This window comes from Curtobacterium sp. SGAir0471 (genome assembly GCF_005490985.1).
Taxonomy (GTDB): Bacteria; Actinomycetota; Actinomycetes; order Actinomycetales; family Microbacteriaceae; genus Curtobacterium.
This window is the reverse complement of the sequence record NZ_CP027869.1, coordinates 2,660,562-2,683,831: the sequence shown is the minus strand read 5'-3', so window position 1 is coordinate 2,683,831 and position 23,270 is coordinate 2,660,562. Positions and strand designations below refer to the sequence as shown.

The window sequence follows — 23,270 nt, the reverse complement described above, 5'->3', positions numbered from 1 at the left end:
GCCGAGACGCAGTGTCTGTTCGAGACGCCGGCGTGATGTCGAGACGCTGTCGTGACGTCGAGACGCCGGTGTTCGAGACGCCGGCGTGATGTCGAGACGCCGTCGTGACGTCGAGACGCCGCGGTGCGGTCGAGACGACGGCAGATCCGGCGGTGTCTCGGACGCGTCGGACCGTTTCGTGATGACGCCGCCGTGTCGTCGCACGGCGCTGAGTGCCAGTCGCTGGGCCGACGTCATGTGGCACCCGGACGAAAGTCCCCGGCGCTGGGGAGGCACCCCGCGCGCTTGAATCGTCATACCGTTCAAGGCGCCGCGACACCGCGCTCCGCCGGCCCGGTCTCGCCGCGCCTCGACGAGCGCGCGCCGATCGAGCATCAGGGCCGCGTCGAACCACGGAACCGACATGGAACCACGCGCGGCACTTGGTTCGACGTCGGGAACGTGGTTCGACGCCGGGCACGCGACGCCGACGCCCGACGCCCGACGCCGGCGCCGCCGCGGACGCCGGGCCGCGCCGCCGTCAGGGCGTGCGGGCCGCGCGCCGGTGGATCGGGCCGGAGCCGTCGGCGAGGGCGCCGCCCGAGGAGCCCGTCCGAACGGCGACGACCTCGGCCATGATCGCGAGTGCCATCTCGGCCGGGGTCCGGGCACCGATGTCGAGACCGATCGGGGACCGGAGCCGGTCGAGGTCCGGGGTCCCCATCGCGTGCAGTTCCGCGAGTCGCCGCTCGTGGGTCGATCGGGAGCCCATCGCGCCGACGTACCCGGCCCGGCGGCGGAGCGCCTGGTCGACGACCTCGGCGTCGAACCGGTCGTCGTGCGAGAGCACCACGACGGCCGTCGTCCCGTCCACGTGCATCCCCTCGAGCACGCGCGTCGGCCACCCCACGATCCGCTCGTCCGCGGCCGGGAAGCGCTCGTCGGTCAGGAACACCGGGCGCGGGTCGACCACGGTCACCGCGTAGCCGAGCACCGCGGCGGCGTTCGTCACCGCGACGGCGGTCTCGACGGCACCGACGACGACGCAGCGCGGGCGGTGGTCGCTGCGCTCGACGAAGACCCGGTCGCCGCACCCGTCCGGAGCAGTGACGACGGCAGCGAGCGACTCCGGCTCGAGCGAGAGGGCGAGCGAGGTCGGCAGACCGGCCGCGGCGTCACGGAGTGCACCCACGAGCAGGAGGTCGTCCGTCGTCACCCGGTGGACGAGCACCTCGACGCGACCGCCGCACCGGAGCGCCGGCGCCCACACGGCGTCGAGATCGTCCGGGTCGTCGTCGAAGCCGAACCGCTCGAGCACCGGTTCGCCGGTCTCGAGCACCTGCTCGGCGATGAGGAACAGCGACCCCTCGACGCAGCCGCCCGAGATGGTGCCGACGACCTGTCCGCCCGGCAGCACGGCCATCGACGTCCCGACCCCGGTCGGTGCGCTGCCCGTCATGGAGACCGCCGTCGCGACGACGACCGGTGCACCCGTGTCGAGGACGGCCAGGAGGCGCGGTGCCAGTTCGAACATCACGCACCCCCGGCGCGGGTGCTGTCCACGGCCGGGTCCTGCAGCAGCGCCCACACGCGGTCGCGGGTCATCGGCAGCCGGTACGGCCGGACGCCGATCGCGTCCCGCACGGCGTTCGCGACGGCTGGTGCGACGGGGTTGTACGGCGCCTCGCTCATCGACTTCGCCCCGAGCGGCCCGAGGGGGTCGTGCGTGACGGCGAAGCGGACCTCAGTGCGGGGCACGTCGGAGATCTTCGGCACCCGGTACGACCGGAACGCGTCGGTGGTCACGCGGCCGGTGTCGTCGAGCACGACCTCCTCGTACAGGGTCGAGCCCATCGCCTGCGCGGCGCCGCCCTCGACCTGTCCGCGCAGCTGCTCGGGGTTCAGCACGGTGCCGGCGTCGACGGCCTGCACGCTGTGGAGCACCCGGACCTCGCCCGTGGGCCGGTGCACCGCGACCCGGGCACCGTGCACCGTGAACGCGAGGGATCGCGGGGTGCCGTCGTGGCTGCCGTGCGCGACGAGCGGACCCTCGGCGAGCAGCTCGGCGTGCCCGACGACTTCGTCGCCGATGCGGACGCCGTCCGGCAGGACCTGGACCGCGGGGCCGAGCGGACCGACGGCGCTCCGAGGTGTCCGGTGCGCCACGATCGTGAGCGCACGCGCCGTCATCTGTTCCCGGAGGTCCTCGGCCGCGGCGAACAGCGCCTTGCCCGCGACGACCACGCCGGCGGAGCCGAACGCCCCGGTGTCGTACTGCGCGGCGTCGGTGTCGGACTGGTGCACGTCGACCCGGTCCGGTGTCGTCCCGAGCGCGGTCGCGACGAGCTGAGTGTGCACGGTCGTCGTGCCGTTGCCGAACTCCGCCGTGCCGACGCCGATGCGGTAGCGCCCGTCGGGGGTTGCCTCGACTGTCGCGTGCGCGTGGTGCCCCCGCGGCGGCATCGTCGCGATGGCGGCCAGCGCGATGCCGGTGCCGATTGCCCAGTCACCGGTGGCGAGTGCCCGGTCGCCCGAGCCGTCGGCCCGATCGCTCGTGCGGCCCGCCGTCGGCAGGTCGAGCGGCGGACCGTCCCCCGCCGGGACCTCGGGCAGCGGGGCGCGGAGGGCGTCCTCCACCAGGTCGAGGCACTGGTCGAGGCCGTAGCTGCCCTCCCAGCGCAGGTCGTCCTGCTCGTCGGGGTCGGTCACGACGAGGGGGTCGCCCGGCACGACGACGTTCCGGCGACGGAGTTCGAACGGGTCGAGGTCGAGTCGGCGTGCGAGCTCGTCCATCGCGGACTCGATGGCGAACACGACCTGGCCGAGGCCGTACCCGCGGAACGCCCCCGACGGCAGGTTGTTCGTGTAGACGGACTCGGCGTCGACGCGCTTCGACGGGCAGCGGTACACGGCGACCGACTCGCTGACCGAGTGGAACATGACGCCGACGCCGTGATTGCCGTACGCGCCCGTCTCCATCACCTGGTCGACGTGCATCGCGGTCAGGCGCCCGGACGCGTCGGCGCCGAGCCGGACCCGCACGCGCATCGGGTGCCGGGTCGGGGCGATCGTGAACTCGTCCCGCCGGCTGAACTCGTACTGCACGCTCCGTCCGGTGCGCAGCACCGCGAGGGTGACGAGGTCCTCGGTGAGCATCTCCTGCTTCCCGCCGAACCCGCCACCGACGCGCTTGGCGACCACGCGCACACGCGAGGGGTCGAGACCGAAGACGTGCGCGATCTCGTCGCGGACCAGGAACGGGACCTGCGTGGCGGTCCGGAGCACGAGCCTCCCGTCCCGGTCCAGTGAACCGCGGGTGGCGTGCGTCTCGAGCGCCGCGTGGGACACCCGACCGGTGCTCCAGGTGCCGTCGACCGTGGCCGCGGCGGCAGCCAGCGCGGCCTCGACGTCCCCGGTCTCGCCGTGCAGTGCCGCGACCACGTTCCGGCCGGGCTCGGCGATCCGGTGCTCCTCGGTCGTCTTGTCGCCGTGGAGCAGGGGAGCGCCGGGCGCGCGCGCGGCGTCGACGTCGTGGACGCTCGGCAGGACCTCGTACTCGACCCGCAGCAGCGCGCAGGCCTGCTCGGCGGTCCGGACACTGTCGGCGACGACGGCCGCGACGCGCTGGCCGCGGAAGCGCAGCACACGGTCGAGGACCCGGGTGTCGTCGGGGTCGTCGAGCCGGGAGTCGTGACGGCCGGTCGAGAACAGCACTCCGGGGTCGTCGTGGTGGGTGAGCACGAGGTGCACGCCGGGCAGCGCCTCGGCCGCGCTCGTGTCGATCGACACGATGCGGGCGTGAGGGTGCGGGCTGCCGAGGACCGCGAGGTGCAGCAGCGCCTCGGTCCGGCGGACGTCGAGCGTGTACTCCTCGCTCCCGGTGACGATGCGCATCGCCGCGGGAGCCGCGACCGACGTGCCGACGGCCTCGCCGGCGCTCGCGCACGCGGTGTTGCGCACCCCGTCCAGGGCGTCCTCGATCGCCCGGTACCCCGTGCATCGGCAGATGTTGCCCTTGAGCGCTCGGTGCCGGTCGGCGAGCTGGTCGTCGTCGAGGGCGGAGGCGGTGACGACGTACCCGGCGGTGCAGAACCCGCACTGGAAGCCGGGGGCCTCGGCGAAGGCGCGCTGCACCGGGTGCGGGTCCTCGGGGGTGCCGAGTCCCGCGGCGGTGGTCACCGTGCGACCGGCGGCGCGATGTGCCGGCGTGATGCAGGAGTGCACGGGCGTGCCGTCGAGCAGGACCGAGCACGCGCCGCAGTCCCCGGCGTCGCAGCCCTTCTTGACGCTGGTGACGCCGTGCTCGCGGAGCAGCGTGCGGAGGACCTGTCCCGGTTGCGGGTCCGTCTCGAGGGGCGTGCCGTCGACCGTGGTCCTCATCGCGTGACCCCGTCTGCAGCAGCGGACCCGGACGCACCGGTGCCGGCGACCAGTTCGGCGGCGGAGCGTCGGGACACCGCGCGGCGCCAGGCAGGGGAGCCGTGCGGGTCGTCGTACCAGTCGTCGTGGGCGGCGAGCACCGTGTCAACCTCGGCGGCCGTCGGCACCGCGTCCCACCGCAGCACGAGCGGTCGTGGGGTCCCGCCGGTGACGACGAGCACGAAGCCGTCGGCGTCCCACCGCGCGGTGACGAGCGTCCCGGTCCGACCGTGCGGGCTGAGCGACACCCGGCGGAACCCGGTGGTGCTCGCGAGCGCCGACGCGGGCAGGTCGAACGCCCGGATCACCTCGCCGGCAGCGAGGGCCGTGGTGCGCACCCCGGTGACGAGGTCGGCGACGGGCAGGCGGCGCTCCCCGCCGTCGGGCGTCCAGACGATCGCGGTCGCGTCGAGGGTCACCAGCAGCGCCGTGATCGCGCCCGCCGGCAGCGCGGTCGCGACGTTGCCGCCGACCGTCGCGGCGTTCCACACCTTGAACGACGCGAGCAGGGCGTTCGCGCACTGCTCGACGAGTGGCCAGGCACGCCACTCCGGCTCGGGGTCGAGCCGCAGCAGCGCCGCGATCGTGCAGGTCGCCGCGAGCCGCAGGCCCTCCGGGGTCCGCTCGACGTCCGGCCAGCCCAGACCCGTCAGGTCGACGAGGCCGGTGGTTCCCGGTTGCTCCTCGGAGTAGAGCCAGGTGCCTCCGGCGAGCGGCTGCTCACCGGGTGCGAGTGCGAGGTCGTCGCGGTGCGACGGTGTCCGCAGGGTGCGGACGGTGACGAGGTCCATGCAGGGGTCCGATCGGGGTGGCGGGACGGGGGACGACGGCGTGGACCGGTCGTCGGCCGTGCGCGATCATCCCGCGGTTCCACGCCGAGGACGTCCGGGGTGCGGTGCTGTGCGCCACGGTGCCTCCTCGGTCGGATCGGTTCGTGGCCGCAACGCTAGGGAACCGGTGTTTCAGCGTCGTTACGGGGGAGCGACGCCCGCGTCACGACCGGACCGCCGCCGCGGACGCAGCTCGTGACCTGTTCGACGCACCGCCGAAACACGCGGGTGTCATCGTCGCCGCATGGACACCACCGCAGCCCCCACCGTGCAGGACACCACCGCCCCCGTCACCACCTCGGTCCGTCTCGGTGCGAACCAGTACGGCAAGGCCGAGGTCCGGCTCGTGCGGGTCACCCGCGACACCGACCGCCACGAGATCGAGGACCTGACGATCACGACCCAGCTGCGGGGGGCGGCGCTCGCCGAGTCCTACACCGAGGGCGACAACGCCAAGGTCGTCGCGACGGACACGCAGAAGAACACCGTGTACGCCTTCGCGAAGGAGCACGGCGTCGGGTCGCCCGAGGAGTTCCTGCTCCGCCTCGGTCGGCACTTCGCGACCGCGTTCGACTGGTACGACGGGTCGACGCTCTCCGCCGAGCAGCACGCGTGGGAGCGGATCGCGGTCGACGGCCGGGAGCACGACCACTCCTTCGTCCGCTCCGGTCGGGGCACCCGCACCGCCGTGGTGCAGGTCGACGGCGACGACGTGCACGTGCTCAGCGGCGTGACCGACCTGACCGTCCTGAAGTCGACGGGCAGCGAGTTCCACGGCTTCCCCCGCGACGGCTACACGACCCTCGCCGAGACCGACGACCGGATCCTGGCGACCTCGGTCACCGCGCGCTGGCGCTACACGCCCGAGTCGGTCGCCGCCGGGATCGACTACGACGCCGTCTACACCGGGGTGCTCGACCGGATGCTCGCGACCTTCGCGGAGCTGCACTCGCTCGCCCTGCAGCAGACCCTGTTCGCGATGGGCCGCACGGCGATCGAGGCCTTCCCCGAGATCGCCGAGGTCCGCTTCTCGATGCCGAACAAGCACCACTTCCTGGTCGACCTGTCCCCGTTCGGCCTCGAGAACCCGGGCGAGGTCTTCTTCGCCGCGGACCGTCCCTACGGCCTGATCTCCGGGACGGTCGTCCGCGACGGCGTCGCCGAGGCCCCGGCGGCGTGGGCGTCGGTGCCGGCGTTCGTCTGATCGCGGGTCCACTCGTGCCGCTCCCGGTGACCGGCGTCCTGCTGGCCGCGGGCGCCGGGCGGCGGATGGGCGTGCCGAAGGCGCTGGTGCGCGATCCCGGCGGGACCCCGTGGGTCGAGCTGGGCACCCGGGCGCTGCTCGACGGCGGGTGTCGCGAGGTCGTGGTGGTCCTCGGCGCGGCCGCCCGGACGGCCCAGGAGTTCGTGCCGGACCAGGCGGAGGTGCGGAGCGTCGTCGCTCCGCACTGGGCCGCCGGACCCGGAGGCTCGCTCGCGGCCGGCCTCCGGGCGCTCGACGGGGACACCGTGGCGTGCGTCTCGCTCGTCGACCTGCCGACGCTGCCGGTCGCGGTGGTCCGGCGGATCCTGGGGAGCGCTGACGACCCGGACGTGCTGCGACGCGCGGTCTTCGGAGAGCGTCCGGGCCACCCGGTGCTCGTCGGGCCCGCTCACCGCTCCGCACTCGTGGAAGCGGTCGAGTCCGACCCGACGGACCGGGTCGCCGGTGCCTGGCTCCGGCGTGCCGGCGTCGTCGGGGTCGACTGCGCCGACCTGTGGGACGGCGCCGACCGCGACCGCGCGTCCGACGAGGCGCCTCGCTGACTCGACGACCCCGGGACGGACGGGAGGCGCGGTGCCGGCTGGCACCGCGCCTCCAGTCCGCGGGTGGTGCGTCGACTACGCGACGGGCTCGCGGACCTGGTCGAGCGTCGGGTAGTCGGTGTAGCCCTCGGCGCTCGCGCCGTAGAAGAGCTCCGGGCGCGGCTCGTTGAGCGGCGCGTCCTGCTCCCAGCGGTCGGCGAGGTCCGGGTTCGCGATGGCGGCACGGCCCACGGCGACGGCGTCGGCGAGACCGCCGTCGAGCAGCGTGATCGCCTCGTCGCGGGTCGTCATCGACGAGAAGCCCGAGTTCGCGATGAACGGGGCACCCGCCGTGCGGCGGACGTGCTGGACGAGCTCGCTGCCCGGCTCGGCGTGCAGGACGTCCACGAACGCGAGCCCGAGCGGCGCGAGCCCCTCGGCGACGGCGGTGTAGGTCGCACGGACGTCGGCGTCGTCCTCCTCGAGCACACCCTGGATGTTGTGCTGCGGCGAGAGACGGATGCCCACGCGGTCGGCGCCGATCGCCTCGGCGATCGCCGTGGTGACCTCGACGGCGAAGCGTGCGCGGTTCTCCGGGGAGCCGCCGTACTCGTCGGTGCGGGTGTTCGACACCGGGGACAGGAACTCGTGCACCAGGTACCCGTTGGCACCGTGCACCTCGACCCCGTCGAGCCCGGCGGCGATCGCGTTGCGGGCGGCCTGGACGAAGCCCTGGACGGCCTCGCGGACCTCGTCGGTGGTGAGCTCGTGCGGCACGGGCATGTCGGCCTTCGAGCCGTCGGCCAGGTGCGTCTGGCCCGGCGCGGCGATCGCCGAGGGGCCGACGATGCGCGGGGTCTGCGAGATGTCGGTGTGCGAGACCCGACCGCCGTGCATGAGCTGCATGACGATCGTGCCGCCGCGCTCGTGCACGGCGTCGGTCACGCGACGCCAGCCGGCGATCTGCTCGTCGGTCTCGATGCCGGGCTGCCCGGGGTAGGAGCGGCCCTCCTGCACGGGCCAGGTGCCCTCGGTGATGATCATGCCGAGGCCGGCGCGCTGCGCGTAGTGCTCGACGAGGAGGTCGTTCGGGATGCCCTGCTCACCGGCGCGCGTCCGGGTGAGGGGTGCCATGACGATGCGGTTGCGGAGGTGGAGTGCGCCGAGGTCGGCGGCTTCGAAGAGCTTCACGCCTCCGTTGAACCACGTGTTGTGGTCGGCAATTCCGACTCCGCGGCAGATGTTCAGCGACCGGGGCACACCAGGGTGCTGGAACGGACCTGGCCCTCGGGTCGGATCACACGGTGCTGCGAGAGCGGCTGCCGGCAGATCGGGCAGGGTCGGTCCACCGAGCGGTCGTCGACGCCCTCGGCGTGCCCGGCGCCGATCTGCGACGGGCCCATCTTCTCGATGAGCGCGCGGTTCCAGCGGTCGTACCAGCTGCCGAAGCGACCCATGGTCCGTCCTTTCGTTCGTGCACGAACCATTCTGCCACGAAGCGTCCGATCAGTCGAGGGCGTCGACGCGACCGAGCAGGTCGGTGAGGTCGTCCTTCAGCCGCTCGAGTCGTTCGAGCGGCCAACCGAGTCGATCGGCCACGGCGACGGGGACCGCGCGGGCTCGGTCGCGGAGCGCTCGCCCGGCGGTCGTGAGCGACACCTCGAGCTGCCGCTCGTCGGCGGTGCTGCGCTGGCGTCGGACGTAGCCGGAGGCCTCGAGTCGCTTGAGCAGCGGGCTCAGCGTGGCGGAGTCGAGCCGGAGCTCCGCGGCGATCTCGCGCACCGAGCGCGGGTCGTGCTCCCACAGGGCGAGCATGACGAGGTACTGCGGGTGCGTCAGGCCCATCGGGTCGAGCAGGTCGCGGTACAGCCCGATGACGCTGCGGCTCGTCGCGGCCAGGGCGAAGCAGAGCTGCCGGTCGAGGGCGAGGGGGTCGACGTCGGTCGCGGTCATGCTGCAACGGTACCTTCGTGCACGAACGGACGGGAGGTCCCGGGGCGCCGCATCGTGCCCGTTCTTTCCCATGACGCCTGTGATGGAAAGCGGGACCGGGCGTACCTGGTCGTTCGGGACGACCAGGTACGCCCGCTCCCACCAGGTACGCCCGCTTCCACCAGGTACGCCCGCTCCCACCAGGTACGCCCGTTCCCACCGCCTCCGCCCGATCGCGCGGGACACGGACGGGAGGCCCGGTGCCGGTCTCGTGGACCGGCACCGGGCCTCCAGGTGGTGCTGCGGGGCTGGCGCCTACGCGCGGTGCGTCGGCGTGTGTCCCTCGTGCGGGTTCGCGTCGGGCTCGACGTCCGCGGCGTGCGATCCGCGGTGCTCCCCGGCCGCCGTACCGGCGACGGCGTGCGACCCGCGGTGCTCCCCGGCCGCCGCACCGGCGACGTCGTGCGCGCCGCGGTGGCCGCGGTCGTCGCCCGGGTGCGAGCGCTCGAGCTTGGCGCCCTCGACATCGACGTCCGGCAGGATCCGGTCGAGCCACTTCGGGATCCACCACGCGCTCTTCCCGAGCAGGTGCATGACCGCCGGGATGAGCAGCATCCGGACGACGAAGGCGTCGACGAGGACACCGAATGCGAGCCCGAAGCCGATCGGCTTGATGGTCGAGGACTCCGAGAAGATGAAGCCCGCGAACACCGAGATCATGATGATCGCCGCAGCCGTGACCACCGCGCGTCCGGCGTGCAGACCGCGCTGGACCGCGACCTTCGCCGGGGCGCCGTGGGCGTAGGCCTCGCGCATGCCCGACACCAGGAAGAGCTGGTAGTCCATCGCGAGCCCGAACAGGATGCCGATCTCGATGATGGGCAGGAAGCTCAGGATCGGTGCGGGGTCGTGCACGCCGAACACGGAGCCGAGCCAGCCGAACTGGTAGATCGCGGTCAGACCGCCGAACGACGCGAGCACGGACAGGATGAACCCGGCCGTCGCGGTGATCGGCACGAGGAACGACCGGAACACCACGATGAGGATGATCAGCGACAGGCCGACGACCACGACGAGGTAGAGCGGCAGCACGTTCGCGAGCTTCTCCGACACGTCGATGTTCGCGCTCGCGTTGCCGGCGACGCCGAGCGTCACCGTGCCGTCGTCGGTCTTCACGGTCTGCTCGCGCAGGTCCTTGACCAGGGTCTCGGTCGAGACGCTGTCCGGGCCGCCCGCGGGCTTGACCTGGAAGGCGATGATGTCACGGTCGGACGAGGCGCCGATCGGCAGCACGGCCTCGACGTCGTCGTTCCTCGCGAGCGCCTGGCCGATGGTGACCTCGGTCGCCGTGACGTCGTCCTTGGCGATCGCCTTCGGCAGGTCGGCCACGACGAGCAGCGGGCCGTTCTGGCCGGCGCCGAACTCGTCCTCGAGCGCCTTGTACGCCTTGTACTGCGAGGAGTCGGTCGCCTCGGACGCGCCGGTCGGGAGGCCGAGGCGCATCTGGGTGGCGGGCAGGGCGATCGTGCCGAGCACCGCGACCCCGGCGACGAGCGTGACGACTGCGCGCCAGGTCGACATCGGCTTGTTCGGGACCTGCACGGAGCCGGTACGGCCGATCTGCTGCCGCTCCTTCTTCCGCAGGATGCGCATGCCGAGCAGGGACAGCAGCGCCGGGGTGAACGACGTTGCGATGAGGATCGCGAACAGGACGGCGACCGCGCCGACGGTGCCCATCAGGCCGAGGAACGGGATGCCGGTGATGTTGAGCGCGAGCAGGGCCACGATCACGGTCGTGCCCGCGAAGACCACGGCGTTGCCCGAGGTGCCGTTCGCGAGACCGATGGACTCGTGGACGCCCATGCCGGCCTTGAGCTGGGTCCGGTGGCGGTTGAGGATGAAGAGCGAGTAGTCGATGCCGACCGCCAGGCCGAGCATCACCCCCAGCACCGGCGTGACCGAGATGAACTCGACCAGGCTCGAGAACGACAGGGCGGCGAGCGATGCCACGCCGACGCCGAGCACGGCGGACAGCAGCGGGATCGCGGCGCCGATGACGGTGCGGAGCATCAGGAAGAGCACGAGCGCGGCGATGATGACGCCGACGATCTCGCCCGGGCCGAGGATCGAGGGGACGCCCTGGGCGATGTCGTTCGAGACGTACACGTCGACGCCGTCGATCTTCGCGCTCTCGGCGCGGTCGGAGATCTCCTGCTTGGTCTCCTGCGGCACCTCGAACGTGGACTTCGTGAACTGCACGGTGCCGATCGAGGCCTCGCCGTTCGACGACACGAAGCGGATGTCCTTCGACAGGTCGAGCAGGTCGGACCCCTGCTCGAGCTGCTGCTCCTGGTCGTCCAGCTTCTGCTGGGCCTGCTCGAGCTGCTCCTGACCCGAGGTGAGCTGCTGCTGCTGTGCGTCGATCTGCGCCTGTGCCTGCTCGAGCTGCTGCTGACCGGCCTGCGCGGCCGCACTGTTCGCAGCGGCGGCTCCGGCGGCCTGCGCCTGCGCCTCGGCCTGGGCCTTCTGCTGGTCGAGCTGCGTCTGCGCCTGCTCGATCTGCTGCTTGCCGGACTCCAGCTGCGCCTTCTGCTGGTCGATCTGCGCCTGACCGTCCTGGATCTGCTGGCGACCGTCGACGATCTTCTGCCGCTGTTCGTCGAGCTGGTCCTGCGTGGTGAAGCCGTCGCGGACCTCCTTCACCCCGTCGAGGTCGGCGATGCCGTCGAGGAAGTCCTTGACGTCGGCTTTCTGCGCCGCCGTGAACGCCTTCCCGTCGGTCGTCTCGAACACGAGCGTGCCGTTGCCGCCGTTCGCCGACGGGAACTTGTCCGCCAGCTCGTCCTGCACCTGGCTCGTCTTGGTGTTCGGGATCGTGATCGACGAGGAGATCGTGCCCGCGAACAGGCTGTAGGTGAGCCCCGCGATGCCCATGATGACGATCCACGCGATGATCACCAGCCAGTGGCGTCGTGCGGAGAACCGTCCGAGACGGTAGAGGAGACCGGCCATGCGGTTGCCCCGTCCTTTCGTGTCAGGTGCTGTGGTGGTGCGGGGTGCGCCGGTGGACCCCGGGGGGAGTGGTCAGGAGGCCGGCATGTAGCCGGAGCGGACGCTGTGCACGAGTCTGCTCAGCAGGGTGTCCCAGGCGGTCAGTGACACCGGGGTGAGGTCGGGACCGTCGTGGGTGAGCCAGTGGTCGGCGATGACGACGATGCCGCTCATGAGCGAGTCGACGAGCAGCGCGGTGTCGAGCGGGTCGGCGCCCGGGTGCCGCCGGGCGACCTCGTCACGGAGTCGGTCGGTGACCCGCGAGAACGCGGTCTGGGTGAGGACCGCCGCCTTCGGGTCCTCCTTCCCCGGCTCGCCGATGATCCGGTACATGCCGGAGATCGCCGGGGCGAGGTCGGCGCCGCGCGCGGCGGACTCGAGCTCCTCGAACATCGACGCCCTGCTCCCGTCGCCGACCGGCGTCCGGGCCATGTCGGCGAGGAACCGGTCGATGATCACCGACAGCTCCTGCTCGCACACCGCGAGCAGGACCTCGTCGAGCGAGGCGAAGTGGTTGAAGACCGTGCGCCGCGCGATGTCGGCCCGGGACGCCAGGTCGTCGACGCTGAACCCGCGTCCGCCGCGCTCGTCGACGAGGTCGCGCGCCGCCTGCAGGATCGCGGCGCGGTGCTTCGCCTTGAGGGCGGCACGACGGTCGGTGGTGGTCACGTCTGACAACACTAGGTGCATCGATGCACTCGGTGCAGCTTCTCGGAGTGACCCCTCAGGTTCGTCCCCCGCTCACGGAGGCGACGCTGGGTGCCGACCCGGAACACCGGTTCTGCACACCGGTTCCGCACACCCGTCCGGGCTGACAGACTGGATGCTCGCGACCGCCGTACGAAGGAGTACCCATGCCCGTCCGCCTGAGCCCGGAGACCCTCGACCAGATCGCCGCGAGCGGCGTTGCGGTCCCCACCTACGACCGCGACGGCATCACCACCGGCATCGTGCACTTCGGCGTCGGCGGCTTCCACCGCGCCCACCAGGCGATGGTGCTCGACCGACTCCTGCAACGGGGCGAGGGGCGCGAGTACGGCATCTGCGGCGTCGGTGTCCTCGAGCAGGACCGCCGGATGGCCGCAGCGATGGACGAGCAGGGCGGCCTGTACACGCTCGTGCTCAAGCACCCGGACGGCACGCGTGAGTCCCGCGTCGTCGGCAGCATCGTCGAGTACCTGCTCGCCGTCGATGATCCGGACGCCGTCGTCGAGAAGATGGCGCACCCGGACACGAGGATCGTCAGCCTCACCATCACCGAGGGCGGCTACAACTTCGACCACGTCACGGGGGAGTTCGTCACGGACGAGCCCGGCGTCGCGGCGGACCTCCGCGGGGACGCTCCGCCGCGGACGGTGTTCGGCCTGGTGGTCGAGGCACTCCGCCGTCGTCGTGACCGCGGTCTCGAGCCGTTCACGGTGATGTCGTGCGACAACATCCAGGGCAACGGGCACGTCGCCCGGCAGATGTTCACGAGCTACGCGCGACTGCAGGACCCGGCGTTCGCGGACTGGATGGACGAGCAGGTGTCCTTCCCGAACTCGATGGTCGACCGGATCACGCCGGTCACGACCGACGAGGACCGGGCGTGGGTCCGTGACGAGCTCGGCATCGAGGACGCCTGGCCGGTCGTCGCCGAGCCCTTCTTCCAGTGGGTGCTCGAGGACGACCACCCCGCAGGCCGTCCCCGGTACGAGGACGCCGACGTCCAGCTCGTCGAGGACGTCGAACCGTACGAGCTCATGAAGCTCCGACTGCTCAACGCCAGCCACCAGGGGCTCTGCTACTTCGGGTACCTGTCCGGGTACCGGTACGCGCACGAGGCCACGCAGGACGAGGCGATCGCGACCTTCCTCCGCCGCTACATGGACGAGGAGGCGACCCCCACGCTCCACGCCGTACCGGGCATCGACCTCGAGGACTACAAGAGCACCCTGATCGAGCGGTTCCGGAACCCCGAGGTCCGCGACACCCTCGCCCGGCTGTGCGCCGAGTCGAGCGACCGCATCCCGAAGTGGCTGCTGCCGGTCGTCCGCGCGAACCTGGCGTCGGGCGGGCCGGTCACCCTGTCGGCCGGCATCGTCGCCTCGTGGGCGCGGTACGCCGAGGGCACCGACGAGGACGGGCAGCCGATCCAGGTCGTCGATCGCCTCGCCGAGCGGCTGACCGCCGTCGCACAGCAGCAGCGCGAGGACCGGCTCGCCTTCCTGCGGGACCGGCAGGTGTTCGGCGAGCTGGTCGACGACGAGCGGTTCGTCGCGGCGTACCGCGACGCGCTCGACGGGCTGCTCGACGAGGGTGCGCACGCAACGGTCACCCGCCTGTCGCGGTCCTGACGGACCACCGGTCCCGACGGACCGACCAGCGGACGGGAGGCGCGTGGCGACGGTACGCCGCACCGCGCGTCCGGACGTGACGGACTGGAGGCGCGTGGCGGCGCCGACCCGCGCCTCCCGTCCGTTCGTTCGGGTCCGCGTCGTCCAGGTGGGTCGCGGGCGGACCCGGCATGCTCGTCCGCGTGCGGACGACGAGGACGACCCTGGCCACGATCGCGGCGGTCGCCGCGCTGACGCTCACGGGGTGCAGCGGCAGCGGTGCCGGCCCCGCCGCGGGCGGGGGCACGACGGCGAGCACGACCACAGTCCCGACGTCGACAGCGACGCCGCAGCGGACGGCGGACGCTGCCACCTCCCGGGCGTTCGCCGCGCTCGAGGAGCAGTACGGCGCGCGGGTCGGCGTCGTCGCGATCAACACGGCGGACGGCAGCAGCCTCGGCTACCGCGCCGACGAGCGGTTCGCGTTCGCGTCGACGAACAAGGCGTTCATCGCGGCGGCGGTCCTCGATGCGTCGAGCGCCGACGACCTGGACGACGTCGTGCACTACGACCGGAGCGACCTGCTCTCCTACGCCCCGGTGACGAGCCTGCACGTCGACGAGGGCATGACGGTCCGCGCGCTGGTGGACGCGGCCCTCCGGCAGAGCGACAACACCGCCGCGAACCTGCTCGTGGAGCGGCTCGGCGGTGTCGGCGGGGTGTCCCGGTTCCTGCGCGGGATCGGGGACGACGTGACCCGGGTGGACCGCGTCGAACCCGACCTGAACACGGCGGTCCCCGGCGACCCGCGGGACACGACGACCCCGGCGCAGTCGGCCACCGACCTGCGTGCGGTCCTGCTCGGCGACGCCCTCGACCCCGACGACCGGGCGCTGCTGCGGTCCGCGATGGCGGGCACCACCACCGGCGACGGCACGATCCGCGCCGGCGTGCCGGACGGTTGGTCGGTGGCGGACAAGACCGGGACGGCGTCGTACGGGGTGCGGAACGACATCGCCGTGGTGGAGCCTCCGGGGCGGGACCCGATCGTGCTCGTCGTGTTCACCACGCGGGACGGTGCCGGTGCGGACGACGAGTCCTCGGACGCGCTGGTGGCCGCGGCGACGCGGGTGGCGGTGCAGTCGATCGACGCCGCATCGCGCTGAGGCGTCCGCGCGACCCTGCGGTCACGACCCGGTCACGGCGGGGTCACGGGACGGTGACGGCGGGTGCCCCTCCGGTAACGATCCGTACCGACTCGGTCCTTTCCCAGCCCTCGTGCCGGTTCTCCCCGGGGAACGCCGGGTGGACGCCCGACCAGCGCTGGGAGGGTCACGCGACGCCTCCGGACGACGGCGGCGGGACCACGAGGGGGAGACATGACGATGCGACGTGCGACCGGGGCGGCCCTGGGCTTCGTCGGCGGCAGCGTGCTGGCGGGGCTGCTGGTCGGGGTCGGCGTGACGCCGGTGCTCGCGGTTGCCGGGGTGGGGACGACCTCGGCGATCGACCTGTTCGACTCGATGCCGGAGTACATCGAGATCGGTGACCTGCCCGAGCGCAACGAGATCTGGGCGTACCAGGGCGGACAGCCCGTGCACCTGGTCGACGTGTGGGACCAGAACCGGCAGGAGCTGTCGCTCGACCAGATCAGCGACACCCTCGAGCACGCCGCGATCGACGGCGAGGACAAGCGCTTCCGCGAGACCGGTGGCGTCGACCCGACCAGCTTGGTGCGGTCGGTCGCGAGCGTCGTCGCGTCCGGCGGACACGGTGGGTCCGGTGGGTCGACCATCACGATGCAGCTCGTGCGGAACATCAAGATCCAGCAGGCGAGCGAGCTCCCCACCGCCGAGGAGCGCGACGCCGCCTACCGCGACGCGATCGCGAAGACGCCGCAGCGGAAGCTCGCCGAGGTGAAGCTGGCGATCGGACTCGCGAAGGAGTACTCGAAGGACGAGATCCTCGCCGCCTACCTGAACATCGCCTACTTCGGCGACCAGACCTACGGCGTGCAGGCGGCCGCGCAGCGGTACTACGGCAAGGACGCCGCCGACCTGACCCCGGCCGAGGCCGCGTCGCTCATCGCCATCGTGCAGTGGCCGGAGCGCCGCGACCTGTCGACACCCGAGCACCACGCCGACAACCAGGCCCGGCGGGACGTCATCCTCCGCTCGATGCACGACCAGGGGCACCTGAGCGACGCGGACCTCGCCACGGCGCTCGCGTCGCGCCCTGGCGACTACGTCCGCCTCACGGCTCCGCAGCAGGGGTGCGAGTCGGCGGTGCGTGGCGCGGAGTTCTTCTGCGCCTACGCCGAGCAGGTGGCGCAGAGCCTGCCGCAGCTCGGTGCCGACCCCACCGCACGCGCCGCCGCCTGGCGCACGGGCGGGTACCGCGTGCAGACCACGCTCGACCTCGACCTCAACACGCAGCAGAAGGACCTGCTCGCCCGGCACGACCCCGCGACCGAGAGCCGCCTGGCCCTCGGCGCCACGCTGGACACCGTCGAAGCGGGGACCGGCCGCGTGCTGACCATGGCGCAGAACAAGGACTTCGACCGCTCCGCGGACGCCCCGGCGACGGCGACCTCGCTCAACTACGCCACCGACGAGTCGAACGGCGGCTCGAAGGGCTTCCAGGTCGGATCGACCTACAAGATGTTCACGCTGCTGCAGTGGCTCGAGTCCGGCAGGAGCCCCGACATCGTCGTGGACGGGACGCGGAAGGCCCGGAGCACGTGGACGCAGTGCGGGCAGCGGATCACGTTGGACACCCCGTACGACCCGAAGAACGACTCGCCGGGGCAGACCGGGCCGTACTCCGTCCGCGCGGCGACGGCGCAATCGGTGAACGCGGCGTACGCGGACATGGCTTCGCGCCTCGACCTCTGCGACATCCGAGACACCGCCGCACGACTGGGTGTGCACCCGGCGACCGGCGGCGAGCTCCCCGCGAACCCGGCGGCGATCCTCGGGACGACGAGCATCGCGCCGCTGACGATGGCGGCCGCGTACGCCGGGATCGCGAACGGCGGCGTGTACTGCTCACCCGTCGTCGTCGACCAGGTCACGGGCCCGGACGGTACGGCGCTCGGTGGGCAGCCGCGGTCCTGCACGCAGGCGGTGTCGCCCGCGGTCGCGGCGCAGGCCTTCGCGGTGATGCAGGGCGCGTTCCGCGGCGGCACGGCGTCCGGCGGGCAGACGCGCGACGGGGCGACGCTGTTCGGCAAGACCGGGACCACGGACGCGGCGGACCAGATCTGGCTCGTCGGCGGGACCTCCCGTGCGGTGACGGCGTACTGGCAGGGCAACACCGACGGCGGGAAGACGAACCTGCGGTACGTCGGGAGCGGCCAGGGCGGGACCTACGCCGGATCGCGGGCGGACGTGTGGCGGCAGGCGCAGACGGCGGTGAACGCGGCGCTGCCCGTCGGCTGATCCGACCTGACCCGGGACGGACTGGAGGCACGGTGCCAGCCGGCACCGTGCCTCCAGTCCGTCCCCGGGTCGCGACTACGAGACCTTCTTGCTGTCCTCGAGCCAGCCCGCGAGCTTCGTCATGTAGTCCGCCTGCGACGCGTAGTCGAGCGCGGGGAAGGTCCAGCTGTGCACCTGGCCCGCCTTGAGCGCCGCGTCGTCGGCGAACGTCGGCTGCTTCTCGAGGTCCGCGACCTGGTAGCCCTGCTGCGAGAGCAGGATCACGTCACCCTTGATCTGTCCGGCGTTCTCCCACGAGTAGATGCCCCAGTAGAAGCCCTTCGGCGCAGGGTCCACGAAGTCGACACCGAACGACGAGTACATCTGCAGGGTCGGCTCGTCGGACGGGCGGGTCACGTAGGCGCCGTCACCGTCCGCGTACATCGAGACGACCGAGACGTCGCTCGACTTCGCGGCCTGCTCGAGGGTGTCCTCGGCCTCGTCGAAGCGGTCCTCGGCTGCCTCGATCTTCGACTCGGGTGCCCCCAGCGACTCGGCCAGGTCGGCGATCTTCCCGATCACGTCCTCGCCCTTGCCGCCCCACTCGACCTGGACGACCGGAGCGATGGCCTCGACCTGCTTCTGCTGCTCCTTGTCCTTGAAGCCGTAGCCGGGCTGGGTCTCGTCGAGGGTGCCCTTCTCGTCCGTCGGGTACACCGACGTGACGACGAGGTCCGGCTTCAGCGCCGCGAGCTGCTCGAGGTCGATGTCCCCGTACGCCTGGCCGAGCTGGGTGATGCCGTCCTTGTCGAGGTCGTCGAAGCGGGCGTCCTTCGCCATGGTGAGCTGCCCGAAGGTGCCGACCGGACGCAGACCGTACTCGATGAACGAGATGGCGATGTCGTTCAGGACGACGACGCGCTTCGGGGTGCTGTCGGTCCGCACGGTCGCGCCGGTGGCGTCCTTGTACGACCAGGGGCCGGAGGCGGTCGAGGCGTTGCCGGCGGTGTCCCCGGATCGGGCGGTGTCGTCGGAGCCGTTCGCTCCGGAGCAACCGGCGAGCAGGAGGGCCGGGACGGCCACGGAGGTCACGAGGGCGGCGCGCAGGGAGCCGCGGCGGGGGATCTTCACGTTAGGAGAGCCTAACCTAACTCTGTGAGGACCGCCAGCATGGCGTCGCGCTCAGGCTGCCGGGGTGTCGTGCTCGTCGGCCTCGGGCACGATCATCGGCGCGCCCGTCACCGGGTCCGGCACCACGCGGGCGTGCAGGCCGAACGCGGTCTCGAGCACCGCGGGCGTGAGGACCTCGTCCGGGGTGCCGTCCGCGACCACCCCGCCGTCGTGCAGCACGACCAGTCGGTCCGAGTAGCGCGCGGCGAGCGTCAGGTCGTGCAGCACCATCACGACGGTGGACCCCTGCTCGCGGTTCAACCGCCGCACGAGTCGGAGCACGTCGAGCTGGTGCGCGAGGTCCAGGTAGGTCGTCGGTTCGTCGAGCAGCAGGGTCTGCGCCTGCTGTGCCACGACGAGCGCGATCCACGCGCGCTGCCGCTGGCCGCCGGACAGGCTCGCGACGTCACGGTGCGCCACCTCGGTCAGGCCCGTCGCCGCGATGGCCTGCTCGGCGACGTCTGCGTCGTCCGCGGTCCAGGGCTTCGCCCACGACTGGTGGGGGTTGCGCCCGCGCATCACCAGGTCGAGGACGCTCGTGCCAGCGGGAGCCACCGGGGTCTGCGGCAGGATCGCGAGCCGCCGGGCCACGGCGCGGTTCGGCTCCTTCCGGATCGGGGCGCCGTCCAGCAGCACCTCGCCCGACTGCGGCTTGAGCACGCGGCCGAACGCCTTCAGCAGGGTCGACTTGCCGCAGCCGTTCGCCCCGAGGAACGTCGTCACGGTGCCCCGTTCGATCCGCAGGTCGAGGTCACGGAGGACGGGGTCGCGGTCGTAGCCGACGGACAGACCGCGGGCCTCCAGGACGGGAGGCACGGTGCCGGTCGCGTCGACACCGCCGGCCTTGTGCGTCCGTGCGGTGCTCGCTGCGGTGGCGCTGTGCGCGGTGGTCGCGGTCATCGGGACATCTCCTTGCGGTGGCGGACGAGGAGCCAGATCAGGTACGGGGCGCCGACGACGGTCGTGACGATGCCGACGGGCACCTGCCACGGGAAGACGGAGCGGGCGAGCAGGTCGGCGCCGAGGACGAGGACCGCCCCGAGCGCCCCGGCGAGCAGCAGTGGTGGTCGGTTCGTGCCGGCCAGGCGCAGGGCGACCTGGGGGACGACGAACGCGACGAAGCCGATCGGTCCCGCGGCGGCGACGGCGGCCGCGGTCAGGACGACGGCGAGTGCCAGGACGAGCAGCCGGTGCCGCTGGACGCCGAGCCCGACACCGGTGGCGACCTCGTCGCCGAGCTGCCCGATGCCGAGCGCGGCACTGGTGGCCAGGGCGATCGGCACGCACACCGCGGCGACGATCAGGAGCGGCCACACGGTCGTCCACGAGGTGCTCGACAGGCTGCCGACGAGCCACTGCGACGCCGCGGTGGCGACGGTGATCTTCGCGCGGACGAGCAGGTAGCTCGTCACGGCGTCGAGCGTGGCGCTCACCCCGATGCCGACGAGGACGAGCCGGTAGCTCTGCACCCCGCCCCGCCAGCCGAGGCCGTACACGGCGGCCGCGGCCACGAGCGCCCCGATCGTCGCCGCGACCGGGATCCCGCCGCTCAGGACGACCGACGAGACCGAGTAGGTGCCGCCGCCGAGCACGATCGCGGCGACCGCGCCGACGCTCGCGCCGGAGGTGACGCCGATGATGTCCGGTGTGCCGAGGGGATTCCTGGTGACCGTCTGCGTCAGCGCGCCCGCAGTCCCGAGCACCAGGCCGACCAGCGCCCCGGTGAGGACGCGGGGGAGTCGGAGGGTCGTGACGATGAAGCCGTCGGGGCCGTCCTCGGCACCGAGCAGCGCGCGGACGACGGTGGCCGGGGCGATGAACGTGCTGCCGACGGCGACGCCGAGCACGACGAGCACCAGGGCGACGGCGATCGCACCGACCGTCCAGCCGAGCACCCGCGGACGCCAGGCGAGTCCGACCGGGCCGAGGCGGACGCCACGACGGCCGGCGGGTGCACGGCCCGCGTGCGCGCCGGTGCTCGGCTGCTGCGGTCCGCGCCGCGTGTCGGTCGCGGCGCTCACAGCGACACCAGCGATCGACGACGGGCGACGGCGACGAACACCGGGCCGCCGAGCACGGCGAGCACGATCCCGACCTCGACCTCGGAGAACCCGCCGACGAGTCGTCCCACCACGTCGGCGACGAGCACGAGCGCCGCCCCGACGAGTGCCGAGACGGGCAGCGTCCAGCGGTGTCCGGTGCCGACCAGGGCCCGGGCGACGTGCGGCACGGTGAGACCGACGAAGCCGATCGGCCCCGCGGCGGCGGTGGCCCCGGCGGCCAGGAGCGTGATGCCGCCGAGTCCGACGAGCCGGGCGACGAGGACGTTCTCGCCGAGGCCCTTCGCGAGCTCCGCGCCGAGTCCGAGGGCGTCGAGCGCGCGGGTGTTCCAGACCGCGAGCACGGCGCCGACGAGCAGGAACGGTGCCGCGGCCGCGAGCACGTCCAGCTGCCGGGCGGCGAGCGACCCGACGACCCAGAGCCGGTAGGCGTCGAGGGAGTCCTGGTCGGTCAGGACGATGAACGAGGTGACGGCCCCGAGCAGGGCGGACACGGCGGCACCGGCCAGGGCGAGGGGGACCGGGCTCGCGGTCCCGCTGCCGGCGACGGTCACCGAGAACACGACGACGCTCGCCACGACGGCGCCGACCAGGGCGAACCACACCGTGGCACCGGTGCTCGTGACGCCGAAGACGTAGACGCCGAGCACCACCGCGAGGCCAGCGCCGGACGAGACGCCGAACAGGCCGGGGTCGGCGAGCGGGCTCCGGGTGTGCCCCTGCATGAGGAGTCCGGCGATGCCGAGGGCCGCTCCGACGGCAGCGCCGATGAGGGTGCGCGGGATGCGCGAGCCCCACACGACGGCCTCGGCGGTGCTCGACCCGGACCGCGTCAGCCCCGCGAGCACCTGGTCGACGCCGAGCCGGTTGCTCCCGAGGAGCATGCTCGCGACCGCGGCGACGACGAGCACGACGACCAGCGCCGCGACCACCACCAGCCGACGACAGACCGCCCGGCGGTGCACACTGTCGGCACGCGAGGTCGCGTCGGTCCGGGCTGCGCGCGTGGGCGTCAGGACGGTCTCGGGGGATGGCACGCGGACCAGCTTAGGGTAGCCTTCCCTTCATGGCGAAGATCCCGCGGCTCATGCCCGAGGCACCCCGGCTCTTCCGCGCCCGGGTGCTCCGCTCCGTCCGGTACAGCCCCTCGGTGCAGCGGGTGACGGTCACGGGCGACGACCTGCACGAGTTCCCCTTCGCCGGGTACGACCACTGGTTCCGGCTGTTCCTGCAGCTCCCGCACCAGCAGACCTTCACGCTGCCGGAGATCGACGGCACCCGCTGGTACCCGCAGTACCTCGCGATCCCGCAGGACGAGCGCCCGCACCTGGCGAACTACACGGTCGCCGCCTTCCGACGCCTGCCCGACGGCACGGCCGAGATGGACGTCGACTTCGTCGTGCACACCGACGACGACGGCGTGCTCGAGGGCGGCGCGGCCGTCTGGGCCTGCGCCGCTCGACCGGGCGACCAGCTCGCGGTGCTCGACCAGGGCCGCATCTTCGACTGCCCGGACGACGTCAGCCAGGTCGTGGTCGCGGCCGAGGAGACCGGACTGCCCGCCGTCGTCGGCATCGCCGCCTCGCTGCCCCGTGACACCGTCGGCCGCATCATCCAGGAGGTCCCGACCGCCGCCGACGTCCGCGTGCTCGACGCCCCCGTCGGCGTCGAGGTCACCTGGATCGTCCGCGAGCACGTCGGCCCGCACGAGGTCCCCGGGCGTGCGGCGCTCGCCGAGCTCGAGCGGCACGTGCCGTGCGACGACCGGGTCTACGCCTTCGTCGTGGGGGAGTCGCGCCTCGCCACCGCCGGCCGTCGGCACCTGCACCGGGCCGGGGTCCCGAAGTCGCGCATCACCTTCTCGGGCTTCTGGAAGCACGAGGCTCGGCAGGCCGTCCCCGCCTGAGCCCGGCCGGGTAGCGTGCGGGCATGGGCGTCCGACTGAGCGAACTCGTGCTGAACTGCCGTGACCCCGAGGCGCTGTCGCGCTTCTGGTGCGCGGTGCTGGACTACGTCGAACTCGGCAAGGACGAGGACGGCGTCGAGATCGGACCCGCGTCCGGCTTCGGTGGTGCGACCCCGACGATCATCCTCAACCGGGTCGACCACGCGCCGAGCCAGACCCTGCGGCTCCACATCGACCTGTCGCCGGTCGACCAGGACCAGGATGCGGAGCTCGAACGGCTGCTCGCGCTCGGTGCCCGACCGGCGGACGTCGGACAGACCGGCGAGGAGTCCTGGCACGTGCTGCAGGACCCCGAGGGCAACGAGTTCTGCCTGCTGCGGACGCGGCTCGACCCGATCTGACCG

The 23,270-nt window shown here is 72.6% G+C and carries 19 protein-coding genes; 7 read left to right on the top strand and 12 right to left on the bottom strand.

The genetic code is table 11. The features are described from left to right. Positions 1–520: 520 nt before the first annotated feature. From C1N91_RS12435 to C1N91_RS12425, 3 genes are read right to left on the bottom strand one after another with little or no spacing between them, the layout of a single operon-like run. The gene (locus tag C1N91_RS12435) at positions 521–1,513 is read right to left on the bottom strand and encodes an XdhC family protein (protein ID WP_137767962.1); all 993 of its coding nucleotides are present in this window, start codon (positions 1,511–1,513) and stop codon (positions 521–523) included. Then, positions 1,513–4,359 (bottom strand): molybdopterin-dependent oxidoreductase, encoded by a 2,847-nt coding sequence (locus tag C1N91_RS12430; RefSeq protein ID WP_137767961.1) that lies wholly within the window; start codon positions 4,357–4,359, stop codon positions 1,513–1,515. The genes C1N91_RS12435 and C1N91_RS12430 overlap by 1 nt, the downstream gene beginning before the upstream one ends. Beyond that, positions 4,356–5,189 (bottom strand): FAD binding domain-containing protein, encoded by an 834-nt coding sequence (locus tag C1N91_RS12425; RefSeq protein WP_137767960.1) that lies wholly within the window; start codon positions 5,187–5,189, stop codon positions 4,356–4,358. Before C1N91_RS12425 ends, C1N91_RS12430 begins: the two co-directional genes overlap by 4 nt. Positions 5,190–5,472: 283 nt before the next feature. Here C1N91_RS12425 and pucL point away from each other — a divergent pair, with 283 nt between their 5' ends. Both pucL and C1N91_RS12415 read left to right on the top strand, forming a co-directional pair. Then, positions 5,473–6,432, top strand: coding sequence for a factor-independent urate hydroxylase (gene pucL / locus C1N91_RS12420; protein ID WP_137767959.1), 960 nt, complete (start codon positions 5,473–5,475; stop codon positions 6,430–6,432). A 14-nt stretch (positions 6,433–6,446) separates the two neighbouring features. Continuing rightward, positions 6,447–7,034 carry a nucleotidyltransferase family protein gene (locus C1N91_RS12415; protein ID WP_137767958.1) on the top strand — a complete coding sequence of 196 codons (588 nt, stop codon included), beginning with the start codon at positions 6,447–6,449 and terminating at the stop codon, positions 7,032–7,034. Between the two features lie 75 nt (positions 7,035–7,109). Here the strand turns inward: C1N91_RS12415 and C1N91_RS12410 are convergent, their stop codons facing one another. From C1N91_RS12410 to C1N91_RS12390, 5 genes are all read right to left on the bottom strand, one after another. Beyond that, positions 7,110–8,204: an alkene reductase gene (locus C1N91_RS12410; RefSeq protein WP_137767957.1), complete on the bottom strand. Its 1,095-nt coding sequence runs from the start codon at positions 8,202–8,204 to the stop codon at positions 7,110–7,112. A 53-nt stretch (positions 8,205–8,257) separates the two neighbouring features. Continuing rightward, a complete protein-coding gene (locus C1N91_RS12405) occupies positions 8,258–8,470 on the bottom strand; it encodes a Trm112 family protein (RefSeq protein ID WP_137767956.1) in 213 nt (70 codons plus the stop codon). Positions 8,471–8,519: 49 nt separating this feature from the next. Further along, entirely contained in the window at positions 8,520–8,966 is a 447-nt protein-coding gene (locus C1N91_RS12400; protein ID WP_137767955.1) for a MarR family winged helix-turn-helix transcriptional regulator, read from the bottom strand. A 294-nt stretch (positions 8,967–9,260) separates the two neighbouring features. Continuing rightward, entirely contained in the window at positions 9,261–11,957 is a 2,697-nt protein-coding gene (locus tag C1N91_RS12395; protein ID WP_137767954.1) for an MMPL family transporter, read from the bottom strand. A 72-nt stretch (positions 11,958–12,029) separates the two neighbouring features. Further along, a complete protein-coding gene (locus C1N91_RS12390; RefSeq protein WP_175416011.1) occupies positions 12,030–12,665 on the bottom strand; it encodes a TetR/AcrR family transcriptional regulator in 636 nt (211 codons plus the stop codon). A 185-nt stretch (positions 12,666–12,850) separates the two neighbouring features. Between C1N91_RS12390 and C1N91_RS12385 the strand changes: the two genes are divergently transcribed. The 3 genes from C1N91_RS12385 to C1N91_RS12375 all read left to right on the top strand — a co-directional run bounded on the left by C1N91_RS12385 (position 12,851) and on the right by C1N91_RS12375 (position 17,751). Then, complete coding sequence (locus tag C1N91_RS12385; RefSeq protein WP_137767952.1) at positions 12,851–14,332, top strand: mannitol dehydrogenase family protein; 1,482 nt, start codon at positions 12,851–12,853, stop codon at positions 14,330–14,332. A 182-nt stretch (positions 14,333–14,514) separates the two neighbouring features. After that, on the top strand, positions 14,515–15,477 hold the full coding sequence (bla, locus tag C1N91_RS12380) for a class A beta-lactamase (RefSeq protein WP_137767951.1): 963 nt from the start codon (positions 14,515–14,517) through the stop codon (positions 15,475–15,477). Positions 15,478–15,690: 213 nt separating this feature from the next. After that, positions 15,691–17,751 carry a transglycosylase domain-containing protein gene (locus tag C1N91_RS12375; protein ID WP_254678246.1) on the top strand — a complete coding sequence of 687 codons (2,061 nt, stop codon included), beginning with the start codon at positions 15,691–15,693 and terminating at the stop codon, positions 17,749–17,751. Positions 17,752–17,826: 75 nt separating this feature from the next. Here the strand turns inward: C1N91_RS12375 and C1N91_RS12370 are convergent, their stop codons facing one another. From C1N91_RS12370 to C1N91_RS12355, 4 genes are read right to left on the bottom strand one after another with little or no spacing between them, the layout of a single operon-like run. After that, positions 17,827–18,861, bottom strand: coding sequence for an ABC transporter substrate-binding protein (locus tag C1N91_RS12370; RefSeq protein WP_137767950.1), 1,035 nt, complete (start codon positions 18,859–18,861; stop codon positions 17,827–17,829). Positions 18,862–18,912: 51 nt separating this feature from the next. Next, positions 18,913–19,800 carry an ABC transporter ATP-binding protein gene (locus C1N91_RS12365; protein ID WP_254678245.1) on the bottom strand — a complete coding sequence of 296 codons (888 nt, stop codon included), beginning with the start codon at positions 19,798–19,800 and terminating at the stop codon, positions 18,913–18,915. Then, the gene (locus tag C1N91_RS12360; protein WP_254678244.1) at positions 19,797–20,921 is read right to left on the bottom strand and encodes a FecCD family ABC transporter permease; all 1,125 of its coding nucleotides are present in this window, start codon (positions 20,919–20,921) and stop codon (positions 19,797–19,799) included. The genes C1N91_RS12365 and C1N91_RS12360 overlap by 4 nt, the downstream gene beginning before the upstream one ends. Continuing rightward, on the bottom strand, positions 20,918–21,997 hold the full coding sequence (locus C1N91_RS12355) for a FecCD family ABC transporter permease (RefSeq protein WP_254678243.1): 1,080 nt from the start codon (positions 21,995–21,997) through the stop codon (positions 20,918–20,920). The genes C1N91_RS12360 and C1N91_RS12355 overlap by 4 nt, the downstream gene beginning before the upstream one ends. Positions 21,998–22,026: 29 nt before the next feature. Between C1N91_RS12355 and C1N91_RS12350 the strand changes: the two genes are divergently transcribed. Continuing rightward, positions 22,027–22,866, top strand: coding sequence for a siderophore-interacting protein (locus tag C1N91_RS12350; protein WP_137767949.1), 840 nt, complete (start codon positions 22,027–22,029; stop codon positions 22,864–22,866). 23 nt (positions 22,867–22,889) lie between these two features. Further along, a complete protein-coding gene (locus C1N91_RS12345) occupies positions 22,890–23,267 on the top strand; it encodes a VOC family protein (RefSeq protein ID WP_137767948.1) in 378 nt (125 codons plus the stop codon). Positions 23,268–23,270 lie beyond the last annotated feature (3 nt).